The organism is Asticcacaulis tiandongensis (assembly GCF_006475605.1).
GTDB lineage: Bacteria > Pseudomonadota > Alphaproteobacteria > Caulobacterales > Caulobacteraceae > Asticcacaulis > Asticcacaulis tiandongensis.
The window spans coordinates 547,604-565,936 of record NZ_SSBC01000010.1; the positions used below are offsets into that span (position 1 = coordinate 547,604).

17 protein-coding genes are annotated in these 18,333 nt (G+C 55.1%); 7 read left to right on the plus strand and 10 right to left on the minus strand.

Translation table 11 applies throughout. The features are described from left to right. Window positions 1-85: 85 nt before the first annotated feature. On the minus strand, window positions 86-502 hold the full coding sequence (ndk, locus tag E5201_RS06555; RefSeq protein WP_140985277.1) for a nucleoside-diphosphate kinase: 417 nt from the start codon (window positions 500-502) through the stop codon (window positions 86-88). Between the two features lie 95 nt (window positions 503-597). On the opposite strand from ndk, the gene E5201_RS06560 reads away from it, so the two are divergent. Continuing rightward, on the plus strand, window positions 598-2,493 hold the full coding sequence (locus E5201_RS06560; protein ID WP_140985278.1) for an ABC-F family ATP-binding cassette domain-containing protein: 1,896 nt from the start codon (window positions 598-600) through the stop codon (window positions 2,491-2,493). A gap of 22 nt (window positions 2,494-2,515) precedes the next feature. Here the strand turns inward: E5201_RS06560 and E5201_RS06565 are convergent, their stop codons facing one another. From E5201_RS06565 to E5201_RS06575, 3 genes are read right to left on the minus strand one after another with little or no spacing between them, the layout of a single operon-like run. Beyond that, on the minus strand, window positions 2,516-2,845 hold the full coding sequence (locus E5201_RS06565) for a proteinase inhibitor i78 (RefSeq protein ID WP_140985279.1): 330 nt from the start codon (window positions 2,843-2,845) through the stop codon (window positions 2,516-2,518). Further along, complete coding sequence (locus E5201_RS06570) at window positions 2,842-3,300, minus strand: DNA polymerase III subunit chi (protein ID WP_140985280.1); 459 nt, start codon at window positions 3,298-3,300, stop codon at window positions 2,842-2,844. The genes E5201_RS06565 and E5201_RS06570 overlap by 4 nt, the downstream gene beginning before the upstream one ends. Continuing rightward, window positions 3,297-4,763, minus strand: coding sequence for a leucyl aminopeptidase (locus E5201_RS06575; RefSeq protein ID WP_140985281.1), 1,467 nt, complete (start codon window positions 4,761-4,763; stop codon window positions 3,297-3,299). The genes E5201_RS06570 and E5201_RS06575 overlap by 4 nt, the downstream gene beginning before the upstream one ends. A 241-nt stretch (window positions 4,764-5,004) precedes the next feature. Between E5201_RS06575 and E5201_RS06580 the strand changes: the two genes are divergently transcribed. From E5201_RS06580 to rsmA, 6 genes are read left to right on the plus strand one after another with little or no spacing between them, the layout of a single operon-like run. Next, window positions 5,005-6,165 carry an LptF/LptG family permease gene (locus E5201_RS06580; RefSeq protein WP_140985282.1) on the plus strand — a complete coding sequence of 387 codons (1,161 nt, stop codon included), beginning with the start codon at window positions 5,005-5,007 and terminating at the stop codon, window positions 6,163-6,165. Continuing rightward, window positions 6,165-7,298 (plus strand): LptF/LptG family permease, encoded by a 1,134-nt coding sequence (locus E5201_RS06585; protein WP_140985283.1) that lies wholly within the window; start codon window positions 6,165-6,167, stop codon window positions 7,296-7,298. The genes E5201_RS06580 and E5201_RS06585 overlap by 1 nt, the downstream gene beginning before the upstream one ends. 26 nt (window positions 7,299-7,324) lie before the next feature. Continuing rightward, window positions 7,325-9,865 (plus strand): LPS-assembly protein LptD, encoded by a 2,541-nt coding sequence (locus E5201_RS06590; RefSeq protein ID WP_181404557.1) that lies wholly within the window; start codon window positions 7,325-7,327, stop codon window positions 9,863-9,865. Between the two features lie 46 nt (window positions 9,866-9,911). Further along, window positions 9,912-11,228, plus strand: coding sequence for a peptidylprolyl isomerase (locus E5201_RS06595; RefSeq protein ID WP_246050432.1), 1,317 nt, complete (start codon window positions 9,912-9,914; stop codon window positions 11,226-11,228). Further along, complete coding sequence (pdxA, locus tag E5201_RS06600; RefSeq protein WP_140985285.1) at window positions 11,229-12,227, plus strand: 4-hydroxythreonine-4-phosphate dehydrogenase PdxA; 999 nt, start codon at window positions 11,229-11,231, stop codon at window positions 12,225-12,227. Continuing rightward, window positions 12,224-13,045: a 16S rRNA (adenine(1518)-N(6)/adenine(1519)-N(6))-dimethyltransferase RsmA gene (gene rsmA, locus E5201_RS06605; RefSeq protein ID WP_140985286.1), complete on the plus strand. Its 822-nt coding sequence runs from the start codon at window positions 12,224-12,226 to the stop codon at window positions 13,043-13,045. Before pdxA ends, rsmA begins: the two co-directional genes overlap by 4 nt. Here rsmA and gmk read toward each other — a convergent pair whose 3' ends face one another. From gmk to fabG, 6 genes are all read right to left on the minus strand, one after another. Then, complete coding sequence (gmk, locus tag E5201_RS06610) at window positions 13,046-13,699, minus strand: guanylate kinase (protein WP_140985287.1); 654 nt, start codon at window positions 13,697-13,699, stop codon at window positions 13,046-13,048. 2 nt (window positions 13,700-13,701) lie between these two features. Further along, entirely contained in the window at window positions 13,702-14,592 is an 891-nt protein-coding gene (locus E5201_RS06615; RefSeq protein WP_246050434.1) for a YicC/YloC family endoribonuclease, read from the minus strand. Next, window positions 14,589-15,602 carry an endolytic transglycosylase MltG gene (mltG, locus tag E5201_RS06620; protein ID WP_140985288.1) on the minus strand — a complete coding sequence of 338 codons (1,014 nt, stop codon included), beginning with the start codon at window positions 15,600-15,602 and terminating at the stop codon, window positions 14,589-14,591. The genes E5201_RS06615 and mltG overlap by 4 nt, the downstream gene beginning before the upstream one ends. Window positions 15,603-15,719: 117 nt before the next feature. Further along, entirely contained in the window at window positions 15,720-17,006 is a 1,287-nt protein-coding gene (gene fabF / locus E5201_RS06625) for a beta-ketoacyl-ACP synthase II (protein WP_140985289.1), read from the minus strand. Window positions 17,007-17,105: 99 nt separating this feature from the next. After that, a complete protein-coding gene (locus E5201_RS06630; protein WP_140985290.1) occupies window positions 17,106-17,345 on the minus strand; it encodes an acyl carrier protein in 240 nt (79 codons plus the stop codon). Window positions 17,346-17,510: 165 nt separating this feature from the next. Then, the gene (gene fabG, locus E5201_RS06635) at window positions 17,511-18,251 is read right to left on the minus strand and encodes a 3-oxoacyl-[acyl-carrier-protein] reductase (protein WP_140985291.1); all 741 of its coding nucleotides are present in this window, start codon (window positions 18,249-18,251) and stop codon (window positions 17,511-17,513) included. Window positions 18,252-18,333 lie beyond the last annotated feature (82 nt).

Genomic DNA, 18,333 nt, shown 5'->3' on the forward strand with positions numbered 1-18,333 from the left:
CAGATCAAACCTGACGGGGGTTTTTCATTATGGAAAGCTCCATTTACCTCGGGGCAAACGGGTGCAGGGTACGCGACCCTGCCTGCTAGCCGACGATTTCGGCTTCCGAGAAGAACTGGGCGATTTCGATCGCGGCGTTTTCGTCGGAGTCTGAACCGTGCGCGGTGTTTTCACCGATCGACAGAGCGAACAGCTTACGCACAGTGCCTTCGGCGGCTTGTTCAGGGTTGGTGGCACCCAGAACTTCGCGGTACTTGGCGACGGCGTTTTCGCCTTCGAGAACCTGAACAACGACAGGCGCGGCGGTCATTTGCTCAACCAGCTCACCGAAGAACGGACGCTCAGAGTGAACGCCGTAGAAACGCTCGGCCTGAGCCTTGGTGAAGTGAACGCGCTTTTGAGCAACGATACGCAGGCCAGCGGCCTCGATCACGGCGTTAACCGCACCGGTGATATTGCGGCGAGTGGCGTCTGGCTTAAGAATGGAGAATGTACGGGACATTGAAAGTTCCTGAATTGTCTTTGCGTTTGAAGTGCGCTGGCTTATAGCGAGGCCCGCACCTTTCGCCAACCCGATTTCGTATTAAAGTTTCCTGAATGTTGCAAATTACCGGACTTGTCTTCGACGCCTATGGCCGCCGCTTTTTCAATGAGGCAACGCTCTCGCTGCCGCCCGGCACCAAGGCGGGGCTGGTGGGGCTTAATGGCGTGGGCAAATCGACCCTGTTCAAGCTTATACTCGGTCAGCTGCAACCCGGCGGCGGTGAGATTACCACGCCCAAATCATGGCGTATCGCCTCGGTCGATCAGGAAATCGCCGCCTCGCCCAAGCTTTTGATTGATGAGGTTCTGGCCCTTGATGTGCGGCGTGAGACCTTGCTTAAGGCGCTGGAAACCGCAGATCCGATGCAACAGGGCGAAATCCATGCCGAACTGTTCAGCATTGGCGCAGACCGTGCGCCTTCAAAGGCCGCGGAAATCCTGAGCGGACTTGGGTTTTCAACCTCAGACCTGAGACGCCCGATCTCGGATTTTTCCGGTGGCTGGCGTATGCGGGCGGCACTGGCCGGCGCCTTGCTGGCCGAACCTGATCTGTTGCTGCTGGATGAACCGACCAACTATCTCGATCTAGAAGGGGCCTTGTGGCTTGAGGCGCGCCTGAAACGCTATCCGAATGCGGCTCTGGTGATTTCGCACGACCGTGACCTGCTCAATCAGTCGGTCAATGCCATTGTCCATGTGGCGAGTCAGAAACTGGAGCTTTACAGCGGCGGTTATGACGATTTTGAGCGTCTGCGGGCCGAAAAAGCGCGTCTGAATGCCGCCAATATCGCCAAACAGGAAGCCGAACGCGCCCATTTGCAATCCTTCGTCGACCGTTTCCGCGCCAAGGCGTCCAAAGCGTCTCAGGCTCAGTCGCGCCTGAAACGCCTTGAGAAACTGCCGCCGATTTCTGCAAGCATCGAAGACCGTGTGGCCCCGTTCATCCTGCCGTCACCGGAAAAGCCGCTGGCGCCGCCCATATTACGTCTTGAGGATGTAGCGATTGGTTACGATGATCGCGTTATTTTGCGTAATGTGAACATCCGGCTTGATCTCGATGATCGCATTGGCGTCCTGGGGGTGAACGGAGCGGGTAAATCGACCTTCGCCAAGCTGATTGCCGGTGCGTTGAAGGAAAAACACGGCACGCACTGGCGTGATCGACGCCTGACGGTAGGCTGGTTCCATCAGCATCAGATCGAAGCGCTCGATCCGGATGAAACCCCTCTTGATATGATGCGCCGCGCCCGTCCTGAAGAAACCGAAGCCAAACGACGTGCGCGTCTCGGGTCATTCGGCATGACGGCGACCAAGGTGGAAACCACCTGTCGCGATCTTTCCGGTGGCGAACGCGCGCGATTGCTTCTGAATATGGTGGCCATGGATGCCCCGCATCTGCTTATTCTTGACGAACCGACCAACCACCTTGATATCGATTCCCGTCGTGCGCTTCTTGATGCGCTCAATGACTATGAAGGCGCGGTGCTGATTATCACCCATGACCGTTCGCTGATGGAAATGGTGGCTGACCGGCTGTGGCTGGTCAATGACGGCACAGTGAAACCCTATACGGGCACCATGGACGATTACGCCAAGCTGGTGTTGGAACGTGCCAAGACGGCCACGGGCGGCGACGAACCTGCCGCCAAAAAAGCACCCTCGGTTAATTCCAAAGAGGCTCGCAAACAGGCGGCTGCAAAGCGCGCTGAACTGGCTCCACTCAAGAAAAAAGCCGATGATCTTGAACGCAAGATCGAAAACCACGGCAACCAGATCAAGTTGATCGAGCTAAAACTTGGCGATCCCGATCTTTATGTAAAAGATCCGAATGGCGCCGTAAGCCTTGGGAAACAAAAAGGAAAGCTTGAAACAGAAATGGCGGAATTTGAGGCCGCCTGGATGGATGCCGCTGAAATCTATGAAACCGCTAAGACAGAAGCCGGACTGTAATAAGTCCGGCTTTTACAAAACCCTAGCCACAGGTAATGGATTTAATAATACCCGTATCCGTATCAAACACGATGGTTTGACGCTGGGCATTGAAGTCCATGGTAGCGGCACAGGTCGAACAAAGCACGCGACGGCGCGATGGTTCCAGAGGTACCGGAATTTCGCTGCGCGGCTTACCGATCAGTTCCTGCAAGGCATAGGCTCCGCAGGAATCCGTTTGAACCGGCTTAAACTCAGGTGGCGGGGCCGGTCTGGCGACGGGGGCCGGGGCTGCGGGTTGCGGCGCAGGCGTGTCGGTGGTGGCACAGGCGGCCAGTACCCAGAACGGCAGTAAGCCTATCCATTTTTTCATTGCGCCCGCTCCCATTTGCCTTGTTCGCTTTGTTTCCAGTAAGCCAGATTAAGGCTTTGTGATTTCAGTTGCTTCCACTGTTGCCGTGCCCAGCCAAGATGAGACTCATCATGACCTTCAAACAGTATCAGACACCGTTTATAGCCTGACAGATCAGGCAAATTCATGGCACTGACACACAGCAGAATATCCGCACCATTGGCCGCTTTTTCAGAACTGCCGATCAGGACAGGTTGCCGCTCGGCCTGATCTTCGGTCTCAAGTCCGTGGGCAATAAACGAGTCAGGTTTACAGGCCCAAAGATGTTGATCGAGATCGGATAACAGCCCCTCGCCTTCGCCCAGCACATAGGCTTTCAGGCCGCGTTCCAGCACCTTTTCCAAAAGGTCAGGCAAGGCGTCTTTCAACGCCGTGCGCTCGAGGTGATAGAACCAGACCTCAACGCCCTCGGTCATGCCTCGTAATGATCCCTGATCAGCGCATTGAGCGTACGCACACCAAAACCGGTGCCGCCTTCGGGCACCGTCGGGATGCGTTGCTCATTCGTCCAGGCCGTAGGCGCGATATCCAGATGCACCCAGGGCACATTATTGACGAAGCGTTGCAGGAACAGGGCGGCGGTAATCGAACCTGCGGGACGGCCGCCAATATTGCGGATATCAGCGATTTTGGAATCGATTTGCTTTTCGTATTGCGTGGGCAAAGGCATACGCCAGAGGTTTTCATTTTCACCTTTGGCCGCTTCAATGAGTTTCTCAGATAGTTCGTCGTTGTTACTGAAAACACCGGCATAATCCATCCCAAGAGCAATGATCATCGCGCCGGTCAGGGTCGCCAGATCGATCATGAACTGAGGCTTGAAACGCTCCTGCGTGTACCACAGCGCGTCCGCCAGAACGAGGCGACCTTCGGCGTCGGTATTGATCACTTCGATAGTCGTACCGGACAAGGCCTTGACGACATCGCCCGGGCGCTGGGCATTACCATCAGGCATGTTCTCCACAAGACCGACAACGCCGACGGCATTGACCTTAGCCTTACGACCCGCCAGCGCCACAAGCGTGCCAACCACGGTCGCGGAACCGCCCATATCCCACTTCATGTCCTCCATGCCCTCAGCGGATTTGATGGAAATGCCGCCGGTATCGAAGGTTACCCCCTTGCCGACAAGAGCCACCGGTTGAGCATGAGGATCATCAGCGCCGTTCCATTGCATGACCACAAGCTTCGTCTCGCGTTCAGATCCCTGCCCCACACCAATAAGCGCATTAAAACCAAGAGATTTCAGTTCTTCTTCACCCAAAATCTCAACCTTCAGACCAAGATTTTCATAGCCCCTGATCAGATCAGCATAGGCTTGGGGGTAAAGCACATTAGGCGGTTCGGACACCAGATTACGCGCCAGAATGACTCCGTCGGCGACGGCTTTGAGCGGCGCAAAGGCGGCTTCGGCAGCGGAAGGATTATCGGTAACGATCGTGACGGTTTTAAGCGCCGGTGCCTTGTCCTGCTTGGCGGGGCCGAAATATTTATCAAAACGGTACGAGGCCAAAGTCAGGGCATACCGCGCCGTGGCGGCCTGTGCCGCCGTGAAACCTGTCAGATCAAGGCTCAGGTGATCAAAGCCAGAGGTTTTAACCGCATGATAAAGGCTGCCCGCCAGTGATTCGAGGCGTAAGCCTTCAAGTGTCGTGAGGTTACCTCCGCCCGCGACAACTACTGCGGGGTGAGCTACGCCTTCAGGGGCCGGAACCAGCTGATTTTTACCGGCAGTGCCCGTGAAATTATAAAGCTTCAGAGAGGCCTTCAGGGCGTCTTCCCCCAGCTTTTTTGCGGCCGGACTGAAGGTATCGGTTTCACCGGCAATGACCGCCAGAACTGAATTGGCGGCTGGCGCCTGCGCCCATTGAATAAGCATGTTGTAACACTCCTGAAACGGTATAACCATTAAAGTCTGGGTGTGACCTACACCGATTTCAACCTTACTCACAATGGCGTACACAGCTTTATATGCCATGCGCGTTTTTAAGCCACATTCGGGTGATTAATTTATGGCCTGTTTTGCAAATCACTTGATCTGATTACCGGATAGGGCCAGAACAGCCCTGAGCATCCTCATTTACTAAGCCAGCCCCTGATTTTAAGGCCCTCTTCCGTTTATGCGCACGATTGAATGCTACATATCACGCCAGATGCGCTCGCCAATTATCGGGGCCATACTGGCCATGACACTGGTGGCGCTTCTGTCGCAATCCCTGAGCCAGATCGAAGTGATCATCGAACGCGGCCAAAGCGTCATGACTTTTTTGAAGATCACCGTTTTCGCCTTGCCGCAACTGACGGGCCTGATCTTCCCCATCGCTATCTTTGTCGGCACGCTGATTGCGCTTAATCGCCTGCATAACGAGCAGGAGTTCGTCGCCTGTTATGCCAACGGCATGAGCCTGAAGCAGATATCGTCTCCCGTGGTGCGCTTTGGTGTCTATATCACCCTCATCAGCCTGCTCATGAGTCTGTTTTTACAGCCCGCAGCGTCGCGCGCCATGCGTGAGGAACTGTTCCGCGTAAAGACAGACCTGATCGCGGCGGCGGTACGTGAAGGTGACTTCTCGACCACGACCTCGGACATGACCATCTATGTGCAGCGCATTGAGCAAAACGGGCTTCTGAGACAAATCTATATCCGCACCCCCGGCCCAGCCGGGGCTGACCGTACCTATCTGGCACGCGAAGGTCGTCTGGTGAAGCCTGAAGGCGGCGGACAGATTCTGATATTGCGTGACGGCTCCACCCAGCAGGTGGCGGAAAATAGTGTCCTCAATCACCTGACTTTCGAAGAATATTCTTTTAATGTGGCGCAATATTTTTCATCGGATGATTTCCTGCATTACAAGGATTCCGACCGCTGGATGCATGAACTTTTCTTCCCCAATACCGCTATGGAGTGGGAACGCGGCTCATGGAAAAAGCTTATGGCAGAAGGTCATGCGCGCATAACCGGACCTCTGTATAATCTGGGCTTCAGCCTGCTGGCCGTCGTCGGCGTTCTGGGTGGACATTTCAGCCGCCACGGCTATGGGCGCCGGATCGCCATTGTCTCCGCCATTGCCGCAGGTACGCGTATATTCGGCTTTGCGGTTGAAGCCGCCTGTTCCGGTACGCCGGCCCTGAATATACTGCAATATGCGGTGCCGCTCGGCCTGATTTTCATGTGCATCCGTACTATCAACAAAAGTGACCGCACCATTGCCACGACCCGCAAATCCCAGCTTGTCGGCCTGAGTGAAATTGGCGCCCCCAACGCGAAGGGAGCCGCCTGATGTCATTTGGTGCCATACTGGAGCGTATCAATCCCTGGCGCAACCGCCGCCTTGAGACCTATATTCTCAGGCAGTGCCTGATCACAATCGGCGGAACTCTGGCGATCATAACCAGCGTTATATTTCTGATCGACTATGTTGAGGTTTCCAAAAATCTTGGCCAGCGGGCGGATCTGACCAGCATTCACGTTATCGGTCTTTTGTTCCTTAAATCGCCGAACGTCATTCTGGTGCTTTTGCCGTTTGTCTTTCTGTTTGGCACCCTGGGGGCCTTTGTATCCCTTAACCGGCGCAGTGAGCTTGTGGCCATGCGTGCGGCAGGCGTATCGGCCTGGCGTTTTGTACTGCCCGCTGCCGGAATGGCGTTTTTGATCGGCGTCCTGACCATTACGATCTTTAATCCGATCGCCTCTTCACTGGGTGAGCGGTACGACCAGATACAGAACACCATTGAAGGCAAGGATATTGTCGCCAATGGCGAAGGCGGAATCATTTATCTGAGGCAAGGTGAGGATAATAAGCAGACGGTTATCCGCGCCATGGTCGGTCAGACAGGCAATCAGCTGACCAATGCCACCTTCTGGACCTATGTGCTGGACGATAAGGGTACGCCGCAATTCGAAAGCCGTATTGACGCCGGTGAAGCCATACTGAAGCCCGGTACCTGGCAGCTTAAAAATGCCCGTGAGGCCTTTGTCGGTGAGCCCGTGCGGGAATATGCCGCCCTGTCTATTGAGTCGACGCTTAACCCGCGTAATGCGTTCCATAAACGCGCCTCACCGCAATCGACACCGTTCTGGAAACTGCCCCTGCTCATCCGTCAGATCGAAAACTCCGGTTTCACGGCGGCACCCTATATTCTCAGACTGCACCAGCTTCTGGCGACACCGGTCATGTTTGCCGCCATGGCCGCCCTTGGGGCCGTATTTTCCCTCAGGCTTATGCGTCTGGGGGGCATGGCGCGGCTGGCGGTTTCAGGGGTTGGGCTTGGCTTTGCCGTCTTTTTCGTGAACCAGCTTTGCGGGGCCATGGGTAAGGCCGAGGTCATTCCTATTTTTCTGGCCGGATGGGCAACGCCGGTGCTGGCGCTTTTGTCGGCCATGACCTTGCTTGTTTATACGGAAGACGGTTAAAAGGCACGGACGGCTCAGGAAACACAATGACAAGACCCTGTCTTACCCTCAGAACGACGCTTAAATTCGGTGTAGCCGTCGCGACGCTTATTTCAGCAGCCAGCTTGACTGTGCCTGCCTGGGCGCAGGACGCTGTCGATCCGATCGTCACAGATCAGGTCGCGTTCGAAGATGCCCCGATTGTCACCCGTGCCACCCCGTTTCAGGATGCCGCAGACGCCAAGGCCCGGGCGGAGCTGGCCAATTCGCAAAAAGGCGATGATGGCCTTAAGGATGACGGCGCTTTTATTTCTGCCAATGAAGTCACAGCTGAGGAAAAAAACCTTATCGTCGCCCGCGGTCAGGTTGAGATGCGTTATGACGGCCGCCTGATACGCGCTGATGAAGTGCGCTATAATCAGCAAACCGGCCATATTGTTGCCAGCGGTAATACCCAGACCATAAATCCGGACGGCTCGATACAATATGCCGACCGTCTGGAGTTCATTGACAGCGAGCAGACCGGCTCAGGCGATCGTGTAGCTTCCATCAGCGAAGACAACAGCAAGCTATTCGCCAACAAGGTTGAACGGATTGACGATAACACCAGCCAACTGAGTGAAGTTATTTTCACACCGTGTGAGTTGTGCGTCAAGGACGACAAGACGCAGGAACCCACCTGGTCCATTCAGGCGGCTAAGATCGTTCAGGATAAGAACCGGCGCATGGTCTATTACCGCCACGCCGTCTTTAAGGCTAAGGGCGTGCCGGTACTTTATACGCCGATCTTATGGCATGCTGACCCGAGCATGAATCGCGCTTCTGGCTTCCTGATGCCGAAGTACAGCAATTCAAAGCGGCGTGGCCTGTCTCTGGAGTTGCCTTATCTGTGGGCGGTATCACCCTATACGGACATCATCATCAGTCCACAGCTTAATCAGAAGATCAATCCGCTTCTGAATATGGAAGTAAACCGGAAATTCTATTCCGGCGAACTAAACACGCGGTTCGGCTTTACGAATGAAGCCTATTTCACCAATCGCGGTGACCGGTTCGGGGAAAAAGACAATCGTGGCTATGTGCTGGCCGATGGGGAATTTAAGATCAATCCGGACTGGCGCTGGAATTTTACGGCGCAGCACGTGTTTGATAGAACGGATGACTCCGATGCTTATCCGAACCGCACCTATGCCAATTTCTTTGAGCGCTACAAAGTAAGCGACGGCTTCCCGAGAACCGGTGAGTTCCGCGCCAGTTCGCGACAACTGATCAATCAGGCGAATCTCATCCGTCAAAGCGATAACGCCTATGCGTCACTATCGATGATGACGTTTCAAAACCTGAGGATAGGCACACGTTCGCTCATTGCCGGTACAGATGAATACCGAATGATAGCGCCACAATCGAACACCATGCCTGCTATCGCGCCTATGGTTGAGGCCCATTGGTCACCCGACATGCGCGTATTAGGCGGCAGAACCAGCTTTATGCTTAATGGTGTGGCCATAAAACGCTATGTAAGACCAATTGCTGACATCGGTCAGGGCGCTACAGGCTCGGTGGACTCTTCGCGCTTAAGCGTCGGCGGTAACTGGCGGCGGGATATCATCACGCCGGTTGGTCTTAAGGTCGCGCCTTTTATCGATGTCCGTCATGACGAATATAATATCTCAGAATATGACAATAGCGGTCAGGATTACCGTGTTTCCCGCACTCTGAGCACGGCGGGGATTGATCTGAGCTACCCTTTAATACGTAAATTCAATAGCTTCACAGCCATTATTGAACCCATGGCACAGGTGGCCATATCGCCGGATTCACAAGTTGAACCCTATCTGACCAACGAAGACAGTCAGGTGTTTGAATTTGATGCGTCGACTCTGTTTAGGGCCAACAAATCCCCGGGCTTTGACCTCTATGAAGACGGTCAGCGCTTGAGCCTCGGGCTTAAGACCCAACTGAAATTCAATTCCGGATATAATATCAGCACCCTGATTGGCCGCACCTATCGCGCCGAAGTCGAACCGGTTTATTTGCAAACATATATCCCCAGCGGCAGCACAACCGTATATGAATATGATCCCTCCGGTCTGGCGGGCACAAAATCCGACTGGATCGTACAGGCTGAAGTCAGTACACCCATTGGCCTGAGAGGCTACAGCCGCTATCGTCTCGACAGCGATAATGGCAAGGTTAGGCGTGGCGAAACCGGTTTGAGCTATAGCCGTAAGGAAAGCCGTGCCACCTTACGCTACATCGTCGACAATACCCAACCGGGCCTGGTGGGCGGGCAATTTGTTGACGACAATACCCGTTATGAAAAAGTTCAGTTGAGCGGCCAGCACTTCTTCACCCGCAACTGGGGGGTCTCCGGCCGCCTGAACAGAGATATAAACAATCAGAACTGGACACGATCTGAAGTCGCCCTGATCTATCGGGATGATTGCACACGCCTCGAACTGGTGTATGAGCGTGATGAAACCCTTGTCGGTGGCGGGCAGAACACCCGCTCGTCATCCTCATTATCTGTCCGCATCAGTCTTGCCACATTGACGACATCAGATTCTGATTTTACTGATTTCCGTTAAGCATCTCCGCCATACATTCCTTCGCCAAGGCCTTGCCGTACTTCTCATGATGATAAAAACCATAAAAAATATCGCACCGTCATCTTACCGTAAGGCTGGCCTGCGTGCAGGTGTGGCGGCGCTTTTGTTGTCATGCAGTTTCGGCATCCCTGCGGCCACGGCCCAGCAAAGCCCTGTCGCCACGCAACCGGTTATTGGTGAAGGTATTATCGCCACGGTCAATGACCGCCTGATCTCGTCCTATGACCTGCGCCAGCGCATGCTGCTTTTGATTGTCACCTCCGGCGTACAGGTCACGCAACAGAACTATCAATCCTTTCAGCAGCAGGCCCTGCGCAACCTGATTGATGAGCGTCTTGAGCTTCAGGAAATGGAGCGCTGGGAACTTGAGGTTACCGACGCTGAAATCGACGAGGAAATTGCCCGTATGGCGGCCCAGAGTGGCCTGACCAGTGCGCAACTGCTTGAAGAACTGCAACGCGTTGGCGTTGAGCCACAGACCCTGCGTAGCCAGATCAAGGCCGAGGTGGGCTGGAACTATCTGGTCAATGGCCGATTCCGTTCCAAGGCCCGCGTCAGTAAGGAACAGGTTGACCTGTTCATGGCGCGTCTGACCGAAGAAAGCCAGAAACCACAGTATCTGGTGGCTGAAATCTATCTCGATCCGACATTGCTGGATGGCGGTATGGCCGAAGCCGAAGCCGGTGCCGCGCAACTGTTCGACCAAATCGTTCAGGGGGCCGCGCCCTTCATGTCCGTGGCGCGTCAGTTTTCACATGCCCCTTCAGCCGCGGAAGGCGGCGATGCGGGCTGGCTTGTGTCCGGTACGATCGACCCACGCATTGAAACTACCCTACAGAACATGACACCGGGCCAGTTGACCCGCCCGATCGTGACCGAAGACGGTGTTTACATCTATTATCTGCGTGAAAAATCCGAAGGTAATGCCGACACCAAGGTGCGCCTGAGACAGGCCGCCATCACCCTGCCCGCTGACGCGGACGCCAGCGCGGTACAGGCGGCGCAGCGCGCGCTTACGGCTTATAAGCAACGCAATACATCCTGCGACAAGCTTGAAAACTCAGGTCAGATTCGCATCAGCGATCTGGGTGAGACTCCTTTGAGTGATCTGCGTGACGATTATGCCGAAACCTTGCGCCCCCTGCGTGCGGGTCAGGTGACGGAGCCGATGCGTAACGACCTGAATATGAACGTCCTTTATGTCTGCGACAAGACACTGGCCGGTGACAATGCCCCGACCCGTGCGCAGATTGAAGACAAGCTGATGGCCGATAAGGTGGCCATGCTGGGCCGTCGCTATCTGCGTGATATCCGTGCCGGTGCCACCATCGAAGTGCGATAGATGCCTCATGCCCCTCTGGTCATCAGTCTCGGTGATCCCTGCGGTACAGGCCCGGAACTGATTGCCGAGGCCCACAGGCGCTTGCGCCACAGGCCTGAACTGGCGTTTGCCGTCATTGGTGATGCACAGACGCTTGCCAATGCGGGCACGGACATTTCGTTAATCTCCACGCCTGATCATGCAGTGGCGTGCTTTTCCAACCGTCTGCCGGTGCTGGATTATCCCTTGTCGCAACCGGCAATAACCGGCCAGCCGGATCAGATCCATGCCCCGTTTATCACCAACTGGATCAGGACAGGCGTTGATTTCTGCCTCTCTGGTGCAGCACGCGCCCTTGTGACCGCCCCCATTGCCAAATCAGTCCTATACGGCGCAGGCTTCAACTTTCCGGGCCATACTGAATATCTAGGCGACCTGACGAAAACTGTCACCTATGCCGGCACGCGCGGGCCGGTCATGATGCTGGCGGCCAAAGATTTGCGGGTGGTACTGGCCACCATCCATATTTCCCTGTCTGAGGTGACGACGCACCTGTCGGCAGAGGGTCTCTATAGTCTGGCGCGCATCACGCATGAAGCATTAAAGCGTGATTTTGGCATTGCCCGTCCGCGTCTGGTTATGGCCGGTTTAAATCCGCATGCAGGTGAAGATGGCAACATCGGTCGAGAAGAAATCGATCTTTTGACGCCCTTAATAACTCAGTTGCAAAACGAAAGCATTGACATCAGGGGGCCATTTCCGGCCGATACCTTATTTCACGAAGAGGCACGTCAGACCTATGATGCCGTTCTGTGCCTCTATCATGATCAGGGACTTATTCCGCTGAAAACGCTGGATTTTTGGGGCGGCGTCAATATCACGCTGGGCTTGCCCATCGTCCGCACCTCACCCGATCATGGCACAGGGTTTAGCATCGCCGGCAAAGGCATAGCCCGCCCCGACAGCCTGATTGCGGCCATAGAAGCCGCGCACCACATAAGCCTGAACCGAGTATCATGACCCTCCCCTCCCTGCGTGAAAGCCTTGAACAGCACGGCCTGATGGCCAAGAAAAGCTTTGGGCAGCACTTCCTGCTTGATCTGAACGTGACGCGTAAGATTGTGCGTCTGGGCGGGCCATTTACCGGTGATACGGTCATTGAGGTCGGCCCTGGCCCCGGCGGCCTGACGCGCGCCTTGCTGGAATCCGACGCCGCTCAGGTTGTGGCCATTGAAAAAGACCCGCGCTTTATTGAATTGCTTACGGAACTGAATGACGCCTATCCGGCACGTTTCGATGTCGTCGAAGCCGATGCCACGAAGGTCGATGAACGCACCTTGCTTGCTGAACGCAATCTGCCATCCGAAGCGCATCTGGTGTCCAACCTGCCCTATAATGTCGGCACGCCCTTGTTGATCAAATGGCTGACCGGCCCCTGGCAGCCGAAATCCCTGACGCTGATGTTTCAACTTGAGGTCGCCCTGCGCATAGTGGCACCGGTCGGCAGCAATGATTACGGGCGCCTGAGTGTCATTTCTCAGGTCTTATGTGACTGTGAAAAGGTCATGGATTTACCTGCCCGTGCCTTCACACCGCCGCCCAAGGTCGATAGCGCCGTCGTCAGGCTGGTGCCCAAAGCAAACCGTCCGACAGAGGCCCTCATAAAGAACCTCGAAAAAGTCACGGCGGCCGCTTTTGGACAACGCCGCAAGATGCTCAGAGCCTCTCTAAAGGGTCTGGGGGGCGAAACCCTGCTGGAAAAAGCAGACATCGACCCAACCGCACGGGCAGAAGTCATAGCGCCTGCGGATTTTCTGCGTCTGGCCAGTTTAATATAATCAGATCGGCTCAGACATCAGGTCATCGACAAACGGTGCGATCCACAGACCGCGTGACCGCCGTGCCGATTCCGAATGATAGATATGCACCAGTTCGGCATAGGAACGGTCAAAGTCATCATTGAGGATGACATAATCATATTCCGCCCAATGCGAGATTTCACCCTTTGCACGACTGAGGCGGCGCTCAATCACCTCATCGGAATCCTGTGCACGGGCATAGAGGCGGCGCTTCAGTTCTTCCATACTTGGGGGCAGAATAAAGACACGCACCACATCGGAAGGGGCCTTGGCGGAAATACGCTGCGCGCCTTGCCAGTCGATGTCGAACAATACATTCTGCCCCTGAGCCAGCGCGGCCTCTACCGGTTCGCGCGGAGAGCCATAGCGATTGTCATGCACCGCGGCCCACTCCAGAAGCGCGTCGTTCTCAACCAGTTCATCCATCTTCTGGTTATCGATGAAATGATATTCCCGACCGTGCTTTTCACCCGGACGCGGCTCGCGCGTCGTTACCGAAACCGACAAATCAAGGTCACCATGGTCGGCCATCAGGCGACGGCACAAGGATGTCTTGCCTGCGCCCGAAGGCGACGACACGATCAACATAAGACCGCGACGAATTTGTGAGCGAAGGCGTTGGGTATGGGGCATGGTTACTCTACGTTTTGTATCTGTTCACGGAACTGATCGATAATCGATTTCAGTTCCAGTCCCGTTTGGGTCAGTTCGGTGAAAGCCGCCTTGGAACACAGGGTATTGGCTTCGCGCATGAATTCCTGACTGAGGAAATCCAGCTTGCGGCCCTGAGAGGCTTTTTCGGACAATAGCTGCTGCGCTGATACAATATGGGCTTTCAGGCGGTCAAGTTCTTCACGCACATCAGCCTTCACCGCAAGCACCGCCGCTTCCTGTAGTATGCGCTCCTGCAAATCTTCGCCGGGCAACAGCTCGGACAGACGGCGCTCAAAGCGGTCACGTATCACCTGAACCTGCTGGGCCGCAAGCGCTTCAGCCTGCGTCACGCATAAGGACAACCCCGCCAGATGCTGCGTCAGTATCATAGACAGGGCCTGCCCTTCATCAAGGCGTGATTGTTTGAGCTTATCAAGCGCGACCTCAAGCCCCGCCAGCAATACGGCCTCAAGCCCCTCATCGCTACCTGCCTCATCGGTCTGGGTCTCGATAACGCCTTTGAGCGCCAAAAGGCCATCCAGACTCGGCATGGTCGCCTGCCCCTGCGCCAGCAGGCTATTACCAATCTCAAGATAATGATTGAGCACCGCCTGATTGACGGTGAAATCAGAACTGATTTCCGGACGCTTGATGTTAAGGGTAAGGGATACCTGCCCCCGCTGGAAACGAGCGCGCGCCAATTCTTTGGCGGCACGGTCGATCGCTTCGAAACCTGAGGGCAAACGCAGTTTCACATCCAGTGTGCGCCCGTTTACCGAACGCGCTTCATACATCCACTGAATGTCACCGAAACTGCCTTCATGGCGGGCAAATCCGGTCATGGATGACGGATGGAATGCCGATATACTCATGGCTCTACCGTAGTCAGTTCTCTGGAGGTCTCAGGACGCGTCACCGGAATAACCACGCCGCTGGATTCAATGGCGCGCCACCGCGCTACGTTTTCAAGATGCTGATCATAGGTTTGGGCAAAAACATGCCCACCGGTTCCATCAGCGACAAAATAAAGATCAGAGGTTTTCGGCGGATTAAGCACAGCCTGAATTGCCGCCTTACCCGGATTAGCGATTGGCGTCACCGGCAGGCCATCAATCTGATAGGTATTCCAGGGCGTGTGCGTATCCAGTTCGCTGCGCCTCAGGCCACGGCCCAGAGGCTCACCTTTTGACACGCCATAGACCACCGTGGGATCAGACTGCAACCGCATACCCAGCCGCAGACGATTAACAAAAACGGCGGCAACCTGTGGACGCTCGGAGGCAATGCCGGTTTCCTTTTCCACCACAGACGCCAGTATCAACGCCTGCTCCTTGGTCTTGACCGGCAGATCAGGCGCACGTTGCGCCCACAATTCATCCATTACTTTCCGCTGCGCCGACAACATGCGCTCCAGTACAGCCTGACGGGTTTCTCCGGGTTCGTACTGATAGGTTTCAGGCAATACGGCCCCTTCGGGCGGAATATCAACATCGCCAGTAAGCTTTTCTGCCGCCATTAGAATGCGCACGGCCTGCGCCGAGGTACGTCCTTCGGGAATGGTGATAAAGTGCTGAACCACACGCCCTTCAAGCAGGTGGTTCAAAACCCCAACCATCGAAAGGCGTGATGGAAATTCATAGGTGCCTGCCCGCAAGCCTTTGGGCTTGTTGCTCAGACGGGCGGCAATTTTGAAAGCCGTACCAGAGCGTATCACACCCTCGGTTTCAAGCTTGCTGGCAATGGCATTAAGCCCCTGACCGCGCTCGACCGTCACCTCAGTAAGCTCGCCTGAACGGGCAGCCGGTCCGGGACCAAAGGCATAAAGCCCCGCCGCCGTAACCAGAAGCAGGATACCGCCCAATAAGCCCACAAAAGGAGCCATCAGGCGGTTGCTTTTAGCCTTCCGTCCAGAAGGCGTTTTTGTCAGACGTTTTTTCGGGGGGCGCTTCTTAGCGACACCATTTTTGTTCGCACTCATGCCCCCGCAGCTCCCCGTAACCTAGTCTGTGACCTTACCCAGAACGATGGCCGCATTGGTGCCACCAAACCCGAAGGAGTTTGACATCACCTTGTCGATTTTCATCTTCTTGGCCTTATGTGGCACCAGATCAATCGGTGTTTCCACATCCGGATTATCCAGATTGATTGTCGGCGGCGCGATCTGATCGCGAATGGCCAGCGTACAGAAGATGGCCTCAACCGCTCCAGCCGCCCCAAGCAGGTGGCCTATAGCCGATTTGGTGGACGACACGGTGCCGGTTTTGGCGCGTTCGCCCCACATACGTTCAATGGCCTTAAGCTCAATGCCGTCAGCCATGGTCGAGGTGCCATGTGAATTGATATAGTCGATTTCGGACGGATCAGTCCTGGCGTCTTTCAGAGCAGAGATCATAGCCCTATAGCCACCCTCACCGTTTTCGGAAGGGGCCGTAATATGATAGGCATCGCCTGACAGACCATAGCCCAGAACCTCGGCATAGATCTTGGCCCCGCGCGCCTTGGCGTGTTCGTATTCCTCAAGAACCACAACGCCTGCGCCTTCACCCATGACAAAGCCGTCACGGTCCTTGTCATAGGGGCGCGAAGCCTTGGTGGGCTCGTCATTGAAGGCCGTACACAGAGCGCGGCAGGCGATAAAGCCAGCAATCCCGATCGGCACAATGGCTGATTCAGCGCCACCGGCGACCATGACATCCGCATCGCCGTTTTTAATCAGACGCGCGGCATCACCAATGGCGTGCGCACCCGTTGCACAGGCGGTTACGACCGAATGGTTAGGCCCCTTGAGGCCATGACGTATCGACACCTGACCGGAAGCCAGATTGATCAGCGAAGACGGAATAAAGAAAGGCGAAATACGCTTGGGGCCTTTTTCCTGAAGCTCAAGCGCGGTTTCAGCAATGACGCCCAGCCCACCGATGCCCGAACCAATAAGCACACCGGAGCGAAACTGATCATCCTCGGTCTCAGGATGCCAGTTGGCGTCCTTAAGGGCTTCGTCGGACGCGGCAATAGCATAAAGAATAAAGTCATCAACCTTACGACGTTCCTTGTTGGACAGAACCGTCGAAGGATCAAAGGCACCTTCGTAATCGGGCGAACCCCCGCCACGACCGTCTACGGTCGGGATTTCACAGGCTACCTGACAGGCATAGTCCGTCGTATCAAAGGCCGTGATCTTACCGGCGCCGGATTGTCCGTCCAGCAGACGCTTCCAGGAGATATCAACTCCGGCCCCTAAAGGCGAAATCAAACCCAAACCCGTTATGACGACGCGACGCCCCATGTAACCTTATCCTTATAAATCAATCAGAACTAAGAAGGCGCGGCTTCGATCCGGCCACATTAAGCCGTACGAAACCGCGCCTTTAAATCCGTCAACGGATTAAGCGGAAAGCTTTTCCTTGATGTAGTTGACCGCATCGCCAACCGTCAGGATATGCTCAGCTGAGTCATCAGGAATTTCGATATCGAACTCTTCTTCGAAAGCCATAACCAGCTCAACGATGTCGAGGCTGTCGGCTTCGAGGTCATCGATAAAGCTCGCCTTTTCGGTGACTTTTTCAGGATCAGCATCCAGATGATCGATAACAATCTTACGAACGCGTTCAAGAACTTCAGACATATTAGGCCCTCTAGAGGTTTAAATATACGACCCGACGATTACGCCTTTGAAGGGGCCGATAGAATCCGGGTTAACTCGCTTTTATTCACCTTAAGTGTGGGTTTCAAGCGATTTTAAGTGGTCACCCGCCCACAACCGTTCACGGCTAAGGCATAATGCGTGATTTTAGATCATCACCATGCCGCCGTTGACGTGCAGGGTCTGTCCTGTGACATAACCTGCCTCGTCACTGGCCAGATAGACGGCGGCGGAAGCGATATCACTTCCCTCCCCCAGCTTTCCGGCCGGAATTTTTGTTAAAATAGCGTCGCGCTGGGCGTCGTTCAATACGTCCGTCATTGGCGAAGCAATAAAACCGGGCGCAATGCAGTTGACCGTAATGTTACGGCTGGCCACTTCCTGCGCCAGGGCCTTGGAAAAACCGATCATACCGGCCTTGGACGCCGCATAGTTGGTCTGGCCCGGATTACCCATCACACCGACAACGGATGTGATGCCGATAATGCGGCCATGACGGCGCTTCATCATGCCCTTAACCGCAGCGCGGGACAGACGGAAATAGGATTCCAGATTAACGCGAATAACTGCGTCCCAGTCTTCGTCTTTCATGCGCAGGATAAGACCGTCCTTGGTAATGCCCGCATTGGCCACCAGAATATCCAGCGGTGAACCCGCGGCCTCTTCAGCGCGACCGATCAGGCTATCAACTTCGGCAGCGTCAGACAGGTTGGCGGTGACAGAAAAGGCGTTTTCGCCAAGCTCAGCCAGCCGTTCCTGTAAAACCGCTTCGCGTGTGCCGGAAAGCACAACCTTCGCACCGCGCGCATGGAGCGAACGGGCAATAGACGCCCCAAGGCCACCGGTTGCACCGGTTACAAGGGCGGTTTTACCAGTCAGGTCGAACATATTTGGCTCCTGCGATAAAAATCGTAAGGGGCAGCCCCGTATAGCAAAGCCCCGTAACGATCAAGTCTATTTCCGGTGACAA

Excerpts from the sequence above, each read along its gene's own strand:
- E5201_RS06575 (WP_140985281.1), bottom strand. The coding sequence starts at position 4,763 with ATGCTTATTCAATGGGCGCAGGCGCCAGCCGCCAATTCAGTTCTGGCG.
- E5201_RS06615 (WP_246050434.1), bottom strand. The coding sequence starts at position 14,592 with ATGAGTATATCGGCATTCCATCCGTCATCCATGACCGGATTTGCCCGC.
- pdxA (WP_140985285.1), top strand. The coding sequence starts at position 11,229 with ATGCCTCATGCCCCTCTGGTCATCAGTCTCGGTGATCCCTGCGGTACA.
- E5201_RS06560 (WP_140985278.1), top strand. The coding sequence starts at position 598 with ATGTTGCAAATTACCGGACTTGTCTTCGACGCCTATGGCCGCCGCTTT.
- ndk (WP_140985277.1), bottom strand. The coding sequence starts at position 502 with ATGTCCCGTACATTCTCCATTCTTAAGCCAGACGCCACTCGCCGCAAT.
- mltG (WP_140985288.1), bottom strand. The coding sequence starts at position 15,602 with ATGGCTCCTTTTGTGGGCTTATTGGGCGGTATCCTGCTTCTGGTTACG.
- E5201_RS06580 (WP_140985282.1), top strand. The coding sequence starts at position 5,005 with ATGCGCACGATTGAATGCTACATATCACGCCAGATGCGCTCGCCAATT.
- E5201_RS06570 (WP_140985280.1), bottom strand. The coding sequence starts at position 3,300 with ATGACCGAGGGCGTTGAGGTCTGGTTCTATCACCTCGAGCGCACGGCG.
- fabG (WP_140985291.1), bottom strand. The coding sequence starts at position 18,251 with ATGTTCGACCTGACTGGTAAAACCGCCCTTGTAACCGGTGCAACCGGT.
- E5201_RS06595 (WP_246050432.1), top strand. The coding sequence starts at position 9,912 with ATGATGATAAAAACCATAAAAAATATCGCACCGTCATCTTACCGTAAG.
- E5201_RS06590 (WP_181404557.1), top strand. The coding sequence starts at position 7,325 with ATGACAAGACCCTGTCTTACCCTCAGAACGACGCTTAAATTCGGTGTA.
- E5201_RS06565 (WP_140985279.1), bottom strand. The coding sequence starts at position 2,845 with ATGAAAAAATGGATAGGCTTACTGCCGTTCTGGGTACTGGCCGCCTGT.
- E5201_RS06585 (WP_140985283.1), top strand. The coding sequence starts at position 6,165 with ATGTCATTTGGTGCCATACTGGAGCGTATCAATCCCTGGCGCAACCGC.
- E5201_RS06630 (WP_140985290.1), bottom strand. The coding sequence starts at position 17,345 with ATGTCTGAAGTTCTTGAACGCGTTCGTAAGATTGTTATCGATCATCTG.
- gmk (WP_140985287.1), bottom strand. The coding sequence starts at position 13,699 with ATGCCCCATACCCAACGCCTTCGCTCACAAATTCGTCGCGGTCTTATG.
- fabF (WP_140985289.1), bottom strand. The coding sequence starts at position 17,006 with ATGGGGCGTCGCGTCGTCATAACGGGTTTGGGTTTGATTTCGCCTTTA.
- rsmA (WP_140985286.1), top strand. The coding sequence starts at position 12,224 with ATGACCCTCCCCTCCCTGCGTGAAAGCCTTGAACAGCACGGCCTGATG.